Annotated in this window: 12 protein-coding genes; 5 read left to right on the forward strand and 7 right to left on the reverse strand. The window is 55.7% G+C overall.

What is annotated here, in order from left to right; translation table 11 throughout:
• Positions 1-385: 385 nt before the first annotated feature.
• Positions 386-2,017: a bifunctional aspartate transaminase/aspartate 4-decarboxylase gene (locus Q0816_RS07475; protein WP_298849115.1), complete on the forward strand. Its 1,632-nt coding sequence runs from the start codon at positions 386-388 to the stop codon at positions 2,015-2,017.
• Between the two features lie 270 nt (positions 2,018-2,287).
• Here the strand turns inward: Q0816_RS07475 and aspT are convergent, their stop codons facing one another.
• Positions 2,288-3,988: an aspartate-alanine antiporter gene (gene aspT, locus Q0816_RS07480; RefSeq protein WP_298849116.1), complete on the reverse strand. Its 1,701-nt coding sequence runs from the start codon at positions 3,986-3,988 to the stop codon at positions 2,288-2,290.
• An 805-nt stretch (positions 3,989-4,793) separates the two neighbouring features.
• Here aspT and Q0816_RS07485 point away from each other — a divergent pair.
• The gene (locus Q0816_RS07485; protein ID WP_298849117.1) at positions 4,794-5,612 is read left to right on the forward strand and encodes a DUF2189 domain-containing protein; all 819 of its coding nucleotides are present in this window, start codon (positions 4,794-4,796) and stop codon (positions 5,610-5,612) included.
• A gap of 276 nt (positions 5,613-5,888) precedes the next feature.
• On the opposite strand, the gene Q0816_RS07490 is transcribed toward Q0816_RS07485, so the two are convergent.
• The gene (locus Q0816_RS07490; protein WP_298849118.1) at positions 5,889-6,767 is read right to left on the reverse strand and encodes a LysR family transcriptional regulator; all 879 of its coding nucleotides are present in this window, start codon (positions 6,765-6,767) and stop codon (positions 5,889-5,891) included.
• Between the two features lie 96 nt (positions 6,768-6,863).
• On the opposite strand from Q0816_RS07490, the gene glyA reads away from it, so the two are divergent.
• Entirely contained in the window at positions 6,864-8,171 is a 1,308-nt protein-coding gene (gene glyA, locus Q0816_RS07495) for an aminotransferase class I/II-fold pyridoxal phosphate-dependent enzyme (RefSeq protein ID WP_298849119.1), read from the forward strand.
• A 428-nt stretch (positions 8,172-8,599) separates the two neighbouring features.
• Here glyA and Q0816_RS07500 read toward each other — a convergent pair whose 3' ends face one another.
• Genes Q0816_RS07500 through Q0816_RS07515 form a run of 4 tightly spaced genes read right to left on the reverse strand, consistent with a single transcriptional unit; the run spans position 8,600 to position 14,206 of the window.
• The gene (locus Q0816_RS07500) at positions 8,600-9,637 is read right to left on the reverse strand and encodes an ACP S-malonyltransferase (protein WP_298849120.1); all 1,038 of its coding nucleotides are present in this window, start codon (positions 9,635-9,637) and stop codon (positions 8,600-8,602) included.
• A complete protein-coding gene (locus tag Q0816_RS07505) occupies positions 9,634-11,823 on the reverse strand; it encodes a thiamine pyrophosphate-dependent enzyme (protein WP_298849121.1) in 2,190 nt (729 codons plus the stop codon). Before Q0816_RS07505 ends, Q0816_RS07500 begins: the two co-directional genes overlap by 4 nt.
• 11 nt (positions 11,824-11,834) lie before the next feature.
• Positions 11,835-13,037 (reverse strand): acyl-CoA dehydrogenase, encoded by a 1,203-nt coding sequence (locus tag Q0816_RS07510; RefSeq protein WP_298849122.1) that lies wholly within the window; start codon positions 13,035-13,037, stop codon positions 11,835-11,837.
• Complete coding sequence (locus tag Q0816_RS07515) at positions 13,034-14,206, reverse strand: pyridoxal phosphate-dependent aminotransferase (protein WP_367180474.1); 1,173 nt, start codon at positions 14,204-14,206, stop codon at positions 13,034-13,036. Before Q0816_RS07515 ends, Q0816_RS07510 begins: the two co-directional genes overlap by 4 nt.
• A 119-nt stretch (positions 14,207-14,325) precedes the next feature.
• Between Q0816_RS07515 and Q0816_RS07520 the strand changes: the two genes are divergently transcribed.
• Entirely contained in the window at positions 14,326-15,204 is an 879-nt protein-coding gene (locus Q0816_RS07520; RefSeq protein WP_298849123.1) for a LysR substrate-binding domain-containing protein, read from the forward strand.
• Between the two features lie 295 nt (positions 15,205-15,499).
• On the opposite strand, the gene Q0816_RS07525 is transcribed toward Q0816_RS07520, so the two are convergent.
• Complete coding sequence (locus tag Q0816_RS07525; protein WP_298849124.1) at positions 15,500-16,375, reverse strand: LysR family transcriptional regulator; 876 nt, start codon at positions 16,373-16,375, stop codon at positions 15,500-15,502.
• Positions 16,376-16,505: 130 nt separating this feature from the next.
• Here Q0816_RS07525 and Q0816_RS07530 point away from each other — a divergent pair, with 130 nt between their 5' ends.
• A complete protein-coding gene (locus tag Q0816_RS07530) occupies positions 16,506-17,471 on the forward strand; it encodes an NAD(P)-dependent oxidoreductase (RefSeq protein WP_298849125.1) in 966 nt (321 codons plus the stop codon).
• Position 17,472 lies beyond the last annotated feature (1 nt).

Here is a 17,472-nt window from a genome sequence, read left to right on the forward strand (position 1 = left end):
AAAATGGCAATGTCTTGTGCCGCCCGACATGATTTGTAAGGCGATACAGCGACTTGCCCCCCAGCGACGGATTCTTGTCGTCTTAGCTTCACGGTTTTCTTTAGACACTCAGAGTTGACCGGCAGACCAGACACAGCAGGTGTCAGCCTGCTGGCTGCTCGGTATGCAATTGAGCCGCTTCGTTGTGGCAGTGAGACCGACGACGAAAGTTACAGACATCTTTCTTGGGCTATTTGCACCGCAATATGGCAACTGGCCGTAGCAGTTTAACGGATCATGGGCACGTACCCGCCATCCCGATCTAAGAGGATTGTTTGCGTTTACACATTGCCCTGCATACGATCCGATTAATATTCCAACTGTTTTAACGCAAGGGTTTGATGTCATGCCAGAATCTCTGAACCTGCATAAATTCGAAAACCTAAGTCCTTTCCAGATCAAAGACGAACTTATCAAATTGGCTCAGAAAGAGGCACGGCAGATGGCTCTGCCCTACCTCAATGCAGGTCGAGGGAACCCCAACTGGATTGCTTCCAAGGCGCGCGAGGCTTTTTTCCTGTTGGGACAGTTCGCAATGACTGAAGCACAGCGCCATCGTCACGAACCTCAAGTCGGTCTGGCCGGGATGCCGCAAGGTCCGGGTTGTTATGACCGGCTCAAGGCCTATTGCGCGAACTCGGTTGAGAGGAACGGCCCCCCGGGTGCGGATACCTTGGCTGCTGTCGTGGATTTTGCGATTGAGAAATTTGGATTTACGCCAGACGATTTCGTGCTTGAACTGACCGACGGTATCATTGGCGATCACTATCCGATGCCGGACCGGTGCATGGAACACAATGAGGCGATCGTCCATGAATACGTTATGTGGGCGATGTGTGCGGGGCACCGACCGGACGCAAAGTTCGATGTCTATGCGGTTGAAGGTGGAACTGCCGCGATGTGCTATATCTTCAAGGCGCTCAAGAACCAGCGGCTGCTGAACGCTGGCGACACCATTGCCTTGGGTACGCCGATATTCACGCCTTATCTGGAAATGCCGGTCCTTGAAGATTATGGACTGAATACTGTGGATGTGTCTTCCAAAGAAGAGGACCACTTCCAACTGAACGACGATGATTTCGAAAGGCTGGCCAACCCGAAGGTCAAAGCGCTGTTTCTGGTCAACCCGGGCAACCCGTCTTCGGTCGCAATCAGCCCCGAGGTCATGACCCGGCTGGTCGAGTTCGTAAAAACCCGCCGTCCGGACCTGATCATTTTGACCGATGATGTCTATGGCACCTTTGTCCCAAACTTTCAGTCGGTCATGGGTCATCTGCCCGAGAACACAATCGGGGTTTATTCCTACTCCAAGTATTTTGGTTGCACTGGCTGGCGTTTGGGCGCGATTTTGGTGGCCCGGAACAACATCTTCGACAAGATGATTGCGGAGGCTCCGACCGACACTAAGGCAGTCGTCAATGCGCGATACGAAACGCTGACGCCGGATCCTTCATCCTTCAAGTTTATCGACCGGATTGTTGCCGACAGCCGCGATGTCGCGCTGAACCACACAGCGGGTCTGTCGTTGCCGCAACAAGTGATGATGACGCTGTTCTCGCTGGTTGAGCTTATGGATGAAGAGAAAGGCTATCAGAAGTTCTGCAGGGGTATCCTGAAGCACCGTTTTGATGAGTTGGTAGAAGGCATGAATATTGAAGTGCCCGACAACCCGCTTTTCGACAAGTATTACGGCATCATCGATTTTGAGTTCTGGCTGCGCAAATATGTCGGCGAAGACGTGGTCGAATGGATCAAGAAAAATGTCCATCCGCTCGATATTTCGTTCAAGCTTGCACAGGACCACGGGATCGTGCTGCTGAATGGATCGGGCTTTGACGCGCCCAACTGGTCGGCGCGGGTCTCGTTCGCCAATTTAGATGACAGTGCCTATCGCCAGATAGGACGCGCAGTGCGGGCGGTGGCCGTTGGCTATGTGCAGGCCTACCGTGCCTCGAAAGGATTGCCGCTGCACGGTTGAAGCGAGGGGGTCAGAGGATGCGGGCAGGCATGGGAACGGAGAGGCTCGATCTCAGTTTGCCAACCTGCCTCGCCTTGCGGCCTTGGTATTGAGTATGAGCCTGGGTGGATCACAGGCTGTGTATAGCCGCGATCAGAAAAGTGGATTATCTGTTTAGCGCAATTCGAGAGGCCGCATAGTTCTGGTCTCCAACCATGCGCGGTGGTTTTGGCTATGACTTTATGTTGTTGGCCTGGTGGCGTTCAACGATCGTAATCCTTGCGTTAAAGGCTAAGGCACAAATGCCACAACCAACGGCCCCCAGAGTGTCAGGAAAATATTCGCTACGGCATAGGTCATGGTGAATGCCGGTGTTGGAGTTGAGTTCCCCGTCTTTTCCAGCAATGTCGCAAACCCCGGGTTACCGGACCGGGACCCAGTAACAACCGCACAAGCCTCGACAGGGTTTTTGATACGCAGGACGTAATAGTTTATCGGGAATTGAACGATCATCGGCATCAGCGTAACCAAGATGCCTAGCAGAAGCAGAGTAACTCCATATTGCTGAATTGCCTCCAGGGCGGGCTTGCCAGCATTCAGGCCCACAACCCCGACGAAGACCGCAAGGCCAAAGCTTTGCAGGAAATTTGCAGCCCCACGGTTGATCCCGCCGATCTTGGGTCGGCGAATACGCAGATACCCGATGATCAACCCTGTCACGAGGCAACCTAGCCCCGAGCCAAGCGCAACTTTGGTCCCGGCTATCACGAAACTGATCTCGCCGATCAAATAGCCAACGGCTACACCGATCCCCAGTGCAACAAAATTGGTGACAGAAGCCGAGGGCGGCACGTATCCCGCCTCCTTTGCCACACGGTTCAGGTCGTCTTTGTGGCCCACGATGCTGACCTCGTCGCCTGCGTGAATTTCGGTGTTTTGCAGGACCGGCACATCGTGACCCATACGGGTAATCTTCGAGATATGAACGCCGCGCCGCTGATCGGCGGTCAATGCGTCGCGCAGTTCCGCAAGGGTTTTACCTGCCAGTTTGCGATTGGTGACAACGACGTTGCGACGTTCCTCTACCACTGTCAGTTCGGGCGAGTATTCGCCAATTTCACCACTTGCGGTACCCTCGAACCGGGTCAGGGTTGTCACAAGGCCAGAAACAACGATGACGTCTCCAGCGCTGATAATCGTTTCAGATATCGGGTCCACTGGAGCGCCTTCGTGCAGTAGCTTCTCGACGATCAGATCGCCGCCATAGGTGGCCTCAATGGCTTTCACTGATTGCCCTTCAATCGAGGCGTCGTTGTGCACCTGATAAGCGCGGGCGTCGAAACGGTTCATAGGAAGAAATTCGCCCTCTTCCAGGTGACGTTCGCCACCACTGAGTTTCCGGGCCAATTTGATTGCCTCTTTTCGTAGGTCCACACGCATTATGATCGGGATGACACTGACGGCCAATATTGGACCGATCGAGCCGAAGATGTACGTCACCGAATATCCCACGGCGATGTTGGTTTTCAGCTTTTCCGCCTCATCCGTGGCCAGCCCAAGCAGATCGATGGCGTTTCCGGCGGTACCAATGATGGCGGATTGCGTCAGGCCGCCAGCGGCCAGCCCAGCGGCCAACCCTTTGTCCAACCCGGCCAATCGGGCGACGATTATGACAAAGAACAATCCCCAGAGCGTCATCATAAACGCGGCCAGCAGCTTAGTCAGGGCAGTTCGGTTCAGGGCAGCAAAGAATTGTGGCCCGCCATTGTAACCGACCATAAAAATAAAGAGGGAAAAGAAGATGTTCTGAACATCCGTGCTTAGATTGATACCTCCGACCTGGCCGACGAAAACCGCCACCAGCAGGGTTCCCGCGATGCCACCCAACTCGAACTTGCCGATCCGGAATTTGCCGACGCCGTAACCCAGGCCCAGGCACAAAAAAAGAGCCATAATGGGAAAGGCGCGGAGTTGTTCAGTGATTAATTCCATTATGAAATCTCCAGGGTCTCTGCACGGCTCCGTTCTTTTCAAGATACAGCGCCTAACTGCATAAAAACATGAAAAATTAATCTTCCGGCGACACAAATACCAAAAACTCGTCCAGAGCCCATTTTAGCAGCAGGTAGACCCATTCGAAAAACGTAATATTCTAAACTCGGAAACGAAGAACACGCCTGTCACCTTTTGCCATGTTGCGAACTTTCTGACGTCAGCGCCAATGGGGCGGTTTGGGCTAATTTGATAAGGAACGGTTTCTGGCACGTCGTATTCGCAAAGGAGTGGGGATGAGATAGGTGAAAACGTAGTGCGTGACCGCAGCTAAGCGGGTCCAAGGTGAGAACGTTATTAAACACATTCGCCGTGCGTAAGGCCGCCCGGCAGTCGATACACTCTATCTATGAGAGGGGCGCAAACAGCATCCCGCTGAAGACCGGATCTGATTACATCTCGGGAGAGCTGGCCGATTGTTCGGAAAGTCAGCAGATGAATGCATATTCAGGAACTTCTGAGAGACATGACGCGGGCCAACGTTCGGCTCCTCGGAGATCGCCCGAGCCTTTTGGCGGGTTTGCTGAAATCGGGTATTCTTGCGCGGCATCGTGTACGAAAGGTATCAAGCTGATCTTAAACCCGGCGCGGTGTCCGGGTTTTGAATGGTTTCGCCAAACATGCACCCCCTTGCCCATGTGCCTCACCTGATGCAGACTTGTATGAAGGGGAGGGATGTCCGTTTTACCGTTGGGTCTGTTGGATAGCGGATCGGTACGGTGCCATGTTTTTGGAGGAGCGTGTCATGACATCCAAGACCACAAGTTCCAAACCGCCAGACAATCTGACGCCTCAGCAGCAGATCATGCCCAAGGTCAACAAGGTGACGGCGGATGATATCACCGCGTCTTTAAAGGCCGGATTTTCCGACTTTCTGGCGCGTCCATTCATGAGCGGCTTCTTCGGCCTGTTCTATGCGGTTTTCGGTATCCTGTTTGTCTGGAGTCTGGTCTGGCTCGGCAAGATCTGGATGATCATTCCCGCTGTCGTAGGCTTTCCGTTGGTCGCGCCTTTCGCGGCTGCCGGTCTTTATGAAATGTCTCGCCGGTTGCAGAAAGGAGAGAATTTTGGCTGGCCTGAAATCCTCGCCGTTATGGCCAATCAACGCAAGCGTGAAATGGGATGGATGGCCTTTGTCACCCTTTTCATATTCTGGGTGTGGATTTACCAGGTTCGAATTTGGCTGGCGATCACCCTGCAGAATGCATCCTTTTCAGATTTTGACGGTTTTCTGAATACCGTCTTTTTCACACCACAGGGCTGGACTTTTCTTGCTGTTGGCACCTGTGTTGGTGCATTTTTGTCGGCCGTGCTGTTCTCACTGACCGTTATTGCCATGCCCATGCTACTCGATCGGGAAACCAATTTTGTTTCTGCTATGCTGACCTCCTTGCGCGTCGTATCGGAAAGCCCAGTGATCATGCTCAGTTGGGCGGCGATCATCTCGGTCACGATGCTGTTGTCGCTGGTTCCGGCGTTTCTAGGCCTGATCTTCACCCTGCCGATCCTTGGTCACACAACCTGGCATCTCTACCAGCGGGCGGTGCCGTTGGCAGAGGAGTGATATTCCAACGATCACATTACATAGCTGCGGTCTTTCTTCATGCGTTAGGGGGACGACGCTTGACGTCAAGGTCGCCGAAACGCAAGTCCCCGAAGGTACTGCAAGAAGCGAAGCAGGCAAACAGTTTCAGGTCTGCGTTGCCAAACCGGAAGCAGCTCGAAATAGCCAGGTCGATGGTTCCGGAGGACAAAATTCGAAAATCGTACAGAAAACCCTGGATCGAACCTTTTCGGGTCGAAACAGAAAACGAACCCTTGGGCTGCGTTGGGCATTCGCTCAAGCTGACAACAGGGCCACGACCTGATCCGTTTCCTCTCTTCTGCGCGATTGCCGTGGCACCTCGATAGCGAGGGAAAGCCCCGTCTGGCAGGTTTGCGTATGCACGGCCGCGAGTGTCCCGACTGCAAGAGCGTCTTCGATCAAACACAGGTGTCCCATCAACACGCCTGCGCCAGCCTTGGCCTCTTCGACGGCAAGGCTATAGAGCGAAAACTGAGGGCCGTTATTGTCATTGTGCAAATGGAATCCTGTGTGTCGAGACCACATGGCCCAATCATCATTCCAAATCTGATCATGTAGCAGGGGGATGTCCTGAAAACCGATTGCGCCTTCTGCCCTGCCCATAAGCGTTGGTGCACACACTGGGACAATCTCATCCTGGCTAATGGGAATTTGGTCGGGAGAGCCATCCGGCACTGCAAAGAAGATCGACAGATCGAACATCTCTCGCGAGAGGCTGGGAGGAGCTTCCAGCGCAGTAACGGAGAAATTGACATCTGGAAGCTGTGCTCTGATCCGGCGCAGTCGTTTTGGCAACCAAAGCTGCGCCACGGCAGGCAGGGCGGCGATATGAAATTCAGCCTTGGGCCTGAGGTTGCGCAACGCCCGGGCAGCATCGGCCAATTGGTCAAAAGCCGCAGTGAACTCCGCGACTAGCGACCGTCCTTCGGGCGTGAGTTCAACGCCTTGGGCGTTGCGACGAAAAAGCGGTGTACCTGCCCAACCTTCCAGAGCCTTGATGTGCTGAGAGATTGCGCCCGGTGTGACGTTCAATTCTTCTGACGCCGCCACAAAGCTGATGTGGCGGGCCGCCGCCTCAAAGGCGCGCATGGCGTTCAAAGGCGGGCCTTTAGGGCGTTTGGGGGCGACGCTCATTTCAATAGCCTTAGTTTTTCTACGCCAAGAAATAACAATTCTACTTTGCGATGTCACGCGACAGCGGTCAGAGTGCGAAAAACAGGAGGATGTCAGATGACACTTGCACATAGAGATTGGGTGCCGGCCACCTGCGAAACCCTTGTTCAGGACATCGCTGCAAAGGCCGCATCGGCATCGTCGGCTGAACTATTGGCACGGATTGAGCAACTGGCAGGGGAAAACCGTCGGATTCATGAAGAGGAGTGTTTCAACCTCAACCCCGCAACAAACGTTATGAACCCCAAGGCCGAAGCGCTTTTGTCATCAGGTATCGGGTCGCGACCCTCGTTGGGGTACCCCGGCGACAAATATGAAATGGGGCTGGAAGCGATCGAAAAGATCGAAATCATCACGGCAGAGCTTTGTGCCGAGGTTTTTGATGCAAAATTTGCAGAGGTTCGAGTGCCCTCGGGCGCGATTGCCAACCTTTATGGCTTCATGGCGACCTGTAAACCGGGCGACACGATCATTGCCCCGCCCGCTTCGATAGGTGGGCATGTGACTCACCATCTGGCTGGGTGCGCTGGGCTATTTGGTCTGCGAACTGTTGAGGCCCCCGTCAACGCGGACGGCTACACCGTCGATCTTGATCAGCTACGCGATTTGGCAAAAACCGAAAGACCCAAGCTGATCACGATTGGCGGTAGTTTAAACCTTTTTGAACACCCAGTGGCCGAGATACGCTGCATAGCCGATGAAATCGGCGCCAAAGTCATGTTCGATGCCGCCCATCAGTGTGGCATCATTGCAGGGCGTGCGTGGTCCAACCCGTTGAAAGAGGGGGCGCATTTCATGACCATGAGCACCTACAAAAGTCTGGGTGGCCCGGCTGGAGGTCTGATCGTTTCGAATGATGCAGAGATTGCCAAGGCGCTGGATTCTATCGCATTCCCCGGGATGACTGCCAATTTCGACGCCGCCAAGACAGCTGCGCTTGCGGTCACCATGCTTGACTGGAAGGACTATGGGGCGGCTTATGCGCAAGAGATGATCTCGATGTCAAAGGCACTGGCTTTGGCATTGGATGCACAAGGTATTCCCGTCTTCGCAGGCACGGATGGGTTCACCAATTCCCACCAATTTGCGATTTTGGCAGCGCCCTATGGCGGAGGGCAGACTGTATCTAAGCAGCTACGCAAATGCGGTTTCCTTGCTTGTGGTATAGGACTGCCCGCCGAATCGATGGAAGGCGACATGAATGGGCTTCGGATCGGTACACCAGAATTGGTTCGGTGGGGCATGACGTCAGGCAACGCCGAGCGTCTGGCTGATCTGATTAAACGAGGCGTCAACGGCGAGCATAATCTGTCCGAAGTCTCTGCCTGGCGCCGTGAATTCGACAGGTTGCACTTCGTGCATTGAATGAAACCACGCGCATCTGGACGGGTCATACGTGTTCATAAGCAGTTCGAGCTGCTGGTGCAGGTTTTTGGCGATCTGTCGAACCAGGCGGGTTAATATAACTGTTCTGGGTGGCGAGTTTATGACCAACTCAGCCGTAGGAGAGCCGCCTTGATCTGAGGGCTTAATAGCGAAAACCGACTTTCAGGCCCTCGTATACACGCTCTAGCCCAATAGTGGCGGTAGGAGTGAGCCGTAGACAACTGTGAAAACCCCCGGTCAGCACCTGATCAAGGCCGTCCGACGTCAATAGTGTCATTCAGAAAACAACAAACAGCCGGGGCTTGTGGGAAGCAAACGGATACATCGTTGTTTTTCCGTCCGCCGCCCTTCGAGGTGAATAACCGGATGCCGCCGCCCCGAGGGGGCCGGTCGGCAAGCCTGCATTTTCACGTCACCAGTTTTCGCTGGTCTTCCATACCCATCGAGAACAGGATCGGAGTGCTGTTTTGGTGGGATTGAAATCTGGACTTGTCTGACAGACCGGCCCAATTTGCAACGATTAGGGATTGCGCGACGGCGCCGCCCAGTGTGGTGCCGGGGCCCGTGACAATGAACAGATCCGGGGCGAATTCTCGCGCCGCCTGCGCGATGGCGTGAGTGAAATCATAGGTTTCAGTCACCTGGTGACCCAGTGTGTAATCCCACAGCGCGTTCAAGTCGCAACTGCCGGGCCACCAGATCTGACCGCGCCCATCGATCACGGGCAGATCCGGTTGTTGAAAGAGGTCAACATTCAGGTGCGCACTGCCCTGAGCCGCCACCGGGGCCTGAAGGTGCGAATGGAACCCTGCATGGTTAGCCAATCGCATTGGGAAACGTTCCTGTACCACCGGCACGGCTTTTTCGAACGCAGTCAAGCCGACGTCGTCGCCTGCCAGAACCAGCATTCCGCCCAGATCAATCGACAGGGCCAGCGTTGCTTTGGTGCTGTTGATACTGTCCACTAGCGCAAGCAGCTCTGCCTTACGGGTCTGATCAGGGTGCCAGTCAGTATCCATAAAGGGGTAGACCAGTTGTCCGCCGATCATGTATTCCTGCATCAAGGTGCCCATGGTATTGACGACCTCAAACCCGTCTTCGGCGGATAAGGCACCGCTGCAGGCCAGTGCTGAATACCAGCCCATCGAATTCCCTGTCACCGCAACCACTTCGACTTTTTCCGGATCGATGGCGCGGAAATCACCAAATGTGGCGGCATAGATCAGGGCCGAGGCATTGTCGCCCCGGGTATGCTTTGCAATGGAATACCGCTTTGCGCTGTCCAACTCGCTGAGGGTGTCCTGACCCTGCGCGCGCCGCATCTCATCAAAGCGTGCCAATAAGGTCTTGTCGGTGAATTGCCGACCCAAAACACCCAGTTCGGGTTTGTTATACGTACCCCGGCCGGGGCAGATGACAACGGCAGTCTTTTTGGCGGAACTCATTTGCCGGTCTCCATCAGGGATCGTGCTGCTGCCTCGATGCTGTCTTTCGATGGCATGGTTGCGGCATAGGCCGGGCCGGTGGCGATAAAGCTGTCTTCCGCGGTGATACGGGCCAGTGGCACGTCGGCAGTTTCATGAAAATGCGCCATGAGAGCTTCGGCCACGCCGCCATGATGTCGGGTCTCGTCGACAATCAGGATGCGTTTGGCTCCGGCCGCGGCCTGAGTCAGCGCTTCCTTGGGCAATGGGGACAACCAGCGCATGTCAACGATCCGGGTTTTGATCCCGTCGTCTTGCAGGGCTTTGCACGCCTGTTGGCTGAGGTAGACGCCGTTACCAAAGGTGACGATGGCCAGATCGTCGCCGTCGCCCTCCACACCGACCTCGCCGAAGCCGATCTTTTCAGATGGGTCTGGATAGGTACGCATCCAACCACCGTCTCCGGCCTCAAGGAGGTCTCGCATCGGATATAGCGCGATGGGTTCGAGGAAAACCACCAGTCGTTGTTCTTCGCGCGCCAGACGCACACATTCACGCAGCATCCGCACGGCGTCGGCACCGTTTGAAGGGCAGGCCAGAATCAGGCCCGGAATGTCGCGCAGAACGGCGACCGAGTTGTCGTTGTGGAAATGTCCACCAAACCCCTTTTGATACCCCAGCCCGGCAACGCGCAAGACCATCGGGTTGGTGTATTGACCATTCGAAAAGAACGGCAGGGTGGCCGCCTCGCCACGCAATTGATCCTCTGCATTGTGAAGGTACGCCAGAAACTGGATTTCAGGAATTGGTGTGAACCCGTTCTGGGCCATGCCTATAGCCAGACCCATAATCGATTGTTCATCCAGCAAGGTGTCGATCATCCTGTCGGGGCCAAATCGTGTTTGCAGCTTTTGCGTCACGCCGTAAACGCCGCCTTTGCGCCCCACATCTTCACCCATCATGACGATCTCGCCATGTTCCAGCATCAGATCGGTCAGAGCCCAATTGATCAGCCGCGACATGATCTGGGGTTCAGCGTGGGCCTTTAGGTCGCCACCGAACACCTCGGCCCGACGTTCTGGTGTTGGGCCATTAGTCGGCGCACAGGATCGTGCGGGCGGGATTAGGCTGGCCATCACCTCTTTGGCATTTTGCAGGCGAGGGCGTGTGATGGCCTGGTCGGCCACGCGGGCGACCCGGGCGCAGGTATCGTTATAGACGGTCAGTGCCATTTCAGGGCTCATTGCGCCGAACTGATCCAGCAAACGCACCGAATGCAGTAGGGGGTCGTTGGCCTCTTCGGCCTCGACCTCGGCCTTTGGCATATAGGTGGTTGGCACATCGGCCCCGGCGTGACCATAGAGGCGTACGGTACGTATGTGTAGGAAGGCAGGCTTTTTTCGGCTGCGTACATAGGCGGCAGCCTCTTGTGCGACGCGGAATGTGTCAAAGATGTCCAGCCCGTCGCACGAGAAGTATTTCAAACCCGGACGGTTTGAGAATGTGGCCGTGATCCATCCCTTCGGCGTTTTGGTCGAGATACCGATTCCGTTGTCTTCGCAGCAGAACAAAAGGGGCAGGGGGACAGATTGGAACGACGTCCACTGTGCAGTGTTGAATGCGCCTTGTGCAGTAGAGTGGTTGGCCGATGCATCGCCGAACGAGCAGTAGACGATGGCGTCTTCGGGCATTTCTGCATGTTCTGGACGGTGTCGGCGTGCTGCACCGACAGCATAAGCCGCGCCAACCGCCTTGGGTAAATGGCTGGCAATGGTCGATGTTTGTGGCGGAATGCACAGCGTTTTTGACCCTAGAACCTTATGGCGCCCGCCACTGATCGGGTCTTCCACGGACGACGCAAAAGACAGCAGAATGTCCCATGTCGGGCTTTGACCGGGCACCTGATCGGAACGGGCAATCTGGAACGCCGCGTCGCGATAGTGCAGGAAGGCCGGGTCGGTCGGGCGCAGGGCCGCAGCGACAGCCGCCATTCCCTCATGTCCGGACGATCCGATCGTGTAGAACCCCTGACCTGCTTTCTGCATCGCGCGGCTTTGCCGGTCCAGGGCCCGGCTCAGGCATTGCGCCCTAAACAGCGCTACGGCCTCATGACCGATCAGAGGCCCTGCCGGTGCAGAACCTTCGGGAAAGTCCCGCGCCGCAACCCGGCGCAGGAAATTGTCATGCACAATTGCGGCACGATCCATGTCAGATGTCCTCAGGAGAAGGCTTGCAGACCTGTCTGTGCACGACCCAGGATCAGGGCGTGCACGTCATGGGTGCCTTCATAGGTATTGACGGTTTCAAGGTTCACCATGTGGCGGATTACATGGAATTCCTGACTGATCCCGTTGCCACCATGCATGTCGCGGGCATGGCGGGCGATCTCAAGCGCCTTGCCGCAATTGTTGCGCTTGATCAGGCTGACCATTTCGGGCGCGGCGCGGGCTTCGTCCATCAAGCGACCCACACGCAGCGCGGCTTGCAGGCCCAGCGTGATTTCGGTTTGCATGTTAGCAAGCTTCAGTTGGAACAACTGCGTTTGCGCCAGCGGACGACCGAACTGTTTGCGGTCCAGCCCATATTGCCGTGCGGCGTGCCAGCACGCCTCAGCTGCACCCATTGATCCCCAGGCAATGCCATAGCGCGCGCGGTTCAGGCAGCCGAACGGGCCTTTCAGACCTTCGACGTTGGGCAGCAATGCGTCTTCTCCGACCTCGACATTGTTCATTACGATCTCACCGGTGATCGAGGCGCGCAGGGACAGTTTGCCTTCGATTTTAGGAGCCGACAGGCCAGCCGTTCCCTTATCCAGAACAAAGCCTTTGATTTTGCCGCCATGCGCTTCGGATTTTGCCCAGACTACGAACACATCCGCAATCGGCGCGTTCGAAATCCACATCTTGGTTCCGTTCAGCACGTAACCGCCGTCAGTTTTCTTCGCGACCGTCTTCATCGCGCCGGGGTCTGAGCCAGCGTCAGGCTCGGTCAGGCCAAAACAGCCGATGAATTCACCGCTGGCCAGTTTCGGCAGGTATCTATTCCGCTGCTCTTCGGTGCCGTATGCGTAAATCGGATACATCACCAGACTGGACTGCACCGACATCATCGAACGATAGCCGCTGTCCACCCGCTCGACCTCGCGCGCGACCAGACCGTAGGTCACGTAACTGGACCCGATACCGCCATATTCCTCGGGGATAGTGGTCCCCAGCAAACCCATCTCGCCCATCTCGCGAAAGATGGCCGGATCGGTTTCTTCATTGGCAAACGCGGCGGTTACACGAGGCAGCAGCTTGTCCTGCGCGTAGGCGTGGGCGGCATCGCGCACCATGCGTTCGTCTTCAGTCAGCTGGTCTTCCATCAGGAACGGGTCGTCCCAGGTGAAGGGGCCGAGATGCGGGGTGGATTGAGGTTTCATGCAAGTTTCCTTTCCACAGCGGATTTCAGACGCGCAACACCCGCTGCAATTTGATTTTCGGCATAAGCGAATGACAGGCGGAGGTGACCTGGCATCCCAAAAGCGCGGCCGGGCACCAGAGCGACACCGGCCTCTTCAAGCAACCACGTGCAGAATTCCGCGTCACTGTCAAATGGTCCGCCTTGTTCCTTCAACAAGTCCGCGCAGGACGGAAAGGCATAAAACGCCCCGTCCGGTGCTGAACAGCGCAATCCGGGCACCGCATTCAACCCGTCTACGACCAGGTCTCGGCGAGTGGCAAAGAGGGCGCGACGCTCCTCCAGCAACCCGGGTTCGCAAGTGATCGCGGCCAGCGAGGCCCATTGTGAGATCGAGCATGCCCCCGATGTGACCTGTCCCTGTACAGCGACCATGGCTCTGATCAGATCGGTCGGTCCGATTCCCCAGCCAATGCGCCATCCGGTCATCGACCAGGCCTTGGCCACGCCGTCGACGATGAGCAGGCGGTCGGTCAGCGCCGGAGCGGCCTCGGCCACTGAAGTGAAGGGTACATAGCTGAGATGGCGGTAAATCTCATCCGCCAGAACCCAGACCTGAGTGTGGTGTTTCAACACCTCCGACAATCCTGCGATCTCGGCTTGTGAATAAATCGCGCCCGACGGATTCGAAGGCGTATTCAGCATCAGCCAGCGCGTGCGCGGTGTTATGGCGGCTTCTAACTGTTCAGGCAGCAGTTTGAAGCCTTGCTCCATCGTGCAAGGCAAAACCACCGGCACCCCACCTGCCATTCGGACAATATCGGAATAGCTGGTCCAATAGGGTGCGGGCATGATGACTTCGTCACCGGCATTCAGGCTGGCCAGCATGGCATTTGCGATCACCTGTTTCGCGCCTGTTGATACGATGACCTGGGTCATCTCGACACCCGCTTGTCGGGCGATTTCTGTGCGCAGTTCAGGCACACCTGCTGTGGGTGGGTATTTGGTTTTGCCTTCCAGTGCCGCTGAATGAGCAGCTTCGACCACATGAGGTGGGGTCGGCAGGTCCGGTTCGCCGGTTGACAGCGCCAGAATATCCCGCCCTTCGGCGCGAAGTCGGGCGGCGGCCTCTGAAATCCGAACGATTTCGGACAAATCGATACCGTCTAACCGGTCAGCGCGCTGGAACACAATGAAACTTCCTTCAAGGTCATGTGCGGTTTTAGCTGCAAAGCTACTTGAGAAAAATACGCCTTTAGGTATCTTTTCAGTGACTAAAACTCATGGATACCATGCCCAGGATCAACTCTTTGCCCTCTCTTGCCCTCATGCGCAGTTTCGAAGCCGCTGCGCGCCACGAAAGCTATACAATGGCGGCGGAAGAGCTCGGCGTGACCCAAAGCGCAGTCAGTCGTCAGGTGCGCGAGCTTGAGGCCGCAATAGGTGTCACGTTGTTTCGACGGATCGGTCGCGCAGTGCGCCTGTCAAAAGCGGGGCGAGCGTTGCGAGACGAACTGACAGGTGATCTTGAACGTCTAAGCGGTACGATCAACCGTGCAATTGCTGCCGGAGATGGTGCGTCGTTGTTGACCATGGCTGTTTTACCCACCTTTGCGACACGATGGTTGGTACCGCGCCTGCCGGATTTCAAAGCGCGGCATCCGGGGATCGAATTGGACCTGCATTCCTACACCACTCCATTCAGCCTTGAAGAGCGGCGAATGGATCTGGCAATCCATTTTGGGCAGAGCGACTGGCCGGGTGCGCAGTTGCGCAGGTTGTTCCCTGAGAATCTGGTGGTCATATCAGCGCCCGTATTGCTGAGGCATCACCGGCTGGAAACAGATACTCAAACTTTTGACCTGCCACTATTGCACCTGACCTCACGCCCCGATCTGTGGTCGAGGTACCACTCCCAGTTGGGGCTGGATCGCGGAGCAGTTTTCCCCGGAATGCGGTTCGACCAGTTCTCAATGCTGATCGTGGCCGCCGTGGCCGGTCTGGGTGCGGCGATCCTTCCCTCTTATCTGATTGAAGAAGAGCTGACATCTGGTGTTCTGACCGAAATCGGCCAGATCACAAACACAACGAACAGCGCTTATTACATAGCAACACCAACAGGTCAGAAGAACGGCGCGGTTCAAGTATTTGCAGAGTGGATCAGCAAGCAGGCACGGGCACGCAGGTAAATAAGGATACCGCGAGCACCGGATGGGGTTTCAGCACGTCATCAAGACTTCTTTGTTACCGCCAACGCCATTATTTATGTTTGGCGCAGAAATTGGCCCAGGTAGCCATGCATACCGATCTCGCACGTGAGGCACTCACCCCTCACAAGACCATTTGCGTATCTGTCGGGACGCGGTGCCCACGCTTCAGGTATGGCAGGTGAACTGAATGCGCCCGTCGCCGGGCCAGCTTCGCCAAATCCAAACGGCTTTCTGATCGAATGGATTGTTTGGCGGCGTATCGCCACAACTCGACTCAGGCAAAGATCTGTTTGAGCCAGGCTTCAAACATCTGTTTGGCTGCAGAGTTCGAATTCGATTTCTGCCCTTCAACAAGAAAGTGGCTCTGCTCAATCGGAATAGCTTCTCCAACGATCGCGATGGACCTTCCGGTTTCGATTGCGGTCCTGGCAAATCGCTCAAGGATGACCGCGTGGCCGCCGCCTTCCGCAACAATGTCCACGGCGGCAATAGTCGTGTCGACCGTGTAGGATGAATCCGTGGCAGGGTATTGCACGTCAAATGCCGACAGGTACCTGCGCCACATGTCCTGAAACCCCAAAATCTGAATCTGAGGTTTTTGTAGCAAGTCTTTGGTCGAGGGATGATTTTTGCCCTGTGTCTTGGCCGCAATCGGAACAATGCGTTCTTTGGAAATCCTGCTGATCGGCCCATCGTTCCATTCGTTGTTGCCAAAACGCAGTTCGGCATCGACATTTTCCCGCCCTGCGGATTCCGCCCAAATATTTGAAACCAGCCTGATGGACACACCCGAATGAGTACGCGAAAACTCGGGCAGTTTGCGGGCAAGGAACAAAGTCGCGGTGGAAATTGGCACACGCACAACCAACTCCTGCATCTGACCGGAGCCGAAAAGACTTGCGGTCGACAGGTCGATATCGCCCAAAGCCCGCCGAACAGAAAACGCATAGGCCTGCCCTACTTCCGTCAGGCTAAGGTTTCGCGCAGCGCGAAAAAACAAGGGACAACCCAATTGTGCTTCCAGCGAGCGAACGTGCAAACTCAGCGCTGTCTGTGTAATGCCAAGCTCTTCTGCAGCTGCGGTAAAGTTCATATGCCGGGCAGCGCATTCAAAAGACCGAAGCCAAACGAGATTGGGTGATCGAGGCATTCTAGCACCAAAAAAAATTGTGGATTTTGGCAACATTTATTCGTTTTACACAGTGCATTCAACGCCCTTAGATTTCATGCAGGATCAACAGCGCTGGTCGTGTGATCGGGCTTCGCAAGGGAACGTGTGTATGAAAGTTGGATTTATTGGCCTTGGAAATGTCGGCGGAAAACTCAGTGGCAGTTTGCTGCGCAATGGAGTTGATCTGACAGTACATGATCTGAACGCTGATCTGGTATCAGGTTTTGTCAGCCTCGGTGCCAAGGCGGCCGAGAATCCTGCGCAGCTGATGCGGGATTGTGATGCAGTTATTACCTGCTTGCCGTCTCCTGCAGCGTCGGACGCAGTTATGCAGGAAATGCTGCCCGAAGTGACCGAAGGCAAAATCTGGATGGAAATGTCCACCACGGATGAAGCTGAGGTCAAACGCCTGGGTGCCATGGTGATGGAACGCGGTGGGGCCGCCGTCGATTGCCCGGTCTCAGGGGGGTGCCACCGCGCGGATACGGGCAACATTTCGATCTTTGCCGGATGTGATCGCGCCACGTTCGAACGTATTCTGCCCTTCCTGACCACGATGGGGCGCCGCATCCTGCATACGGGCGAGTTGGGCTCTGCGTCGGTTCTGAAAGTCGTGACCAATTATCTGGCGACCGCCAACCTCGTCACCTGCTGCGAGGCGCTGGTGACCGCCAAGGCGGCAGGTATGGACCTGAACACCACATATGAGGCGATGAAGATCAGTTCGGGCACGTCTTTTGTGCATGAAACAGAAAGTCAGGTGATCCTGAACGGGTCGCGCGATATCTCGTTCACTATGGATCTGGTGAAAAAGGACGCAGGCCTGTTCCAGCAGGTGGCTGATCGCCACAATGTGCCGCTGGAAATCTCACCGATGCTGGTGCAGATCTTCGAGGACGGTATCGAACGCTTTGGCGAACGTTGCTATTCACCTAACATCATCAAACGCTTGGAAGAGGCAACAGGGCTGGATATTCGCGCGCCCGGTTTCCCGCCGGAAATGCTGGACGATGAGCCGGAAGAGCCGGGTTACGAGGTGATCCCGCAGGGCAAGCAGCATAAAGCGGCTGAATAAG

Origin of the sequence: uncultured Ruegeria sp. (assembly GCF_947497005.1) — a bacterium.
Lineage (GTDB): Bacteria > Pseudomonadota > Alphaproteobacteria > Rhodobacterales > Rhodobacteraceae > Ruegeria.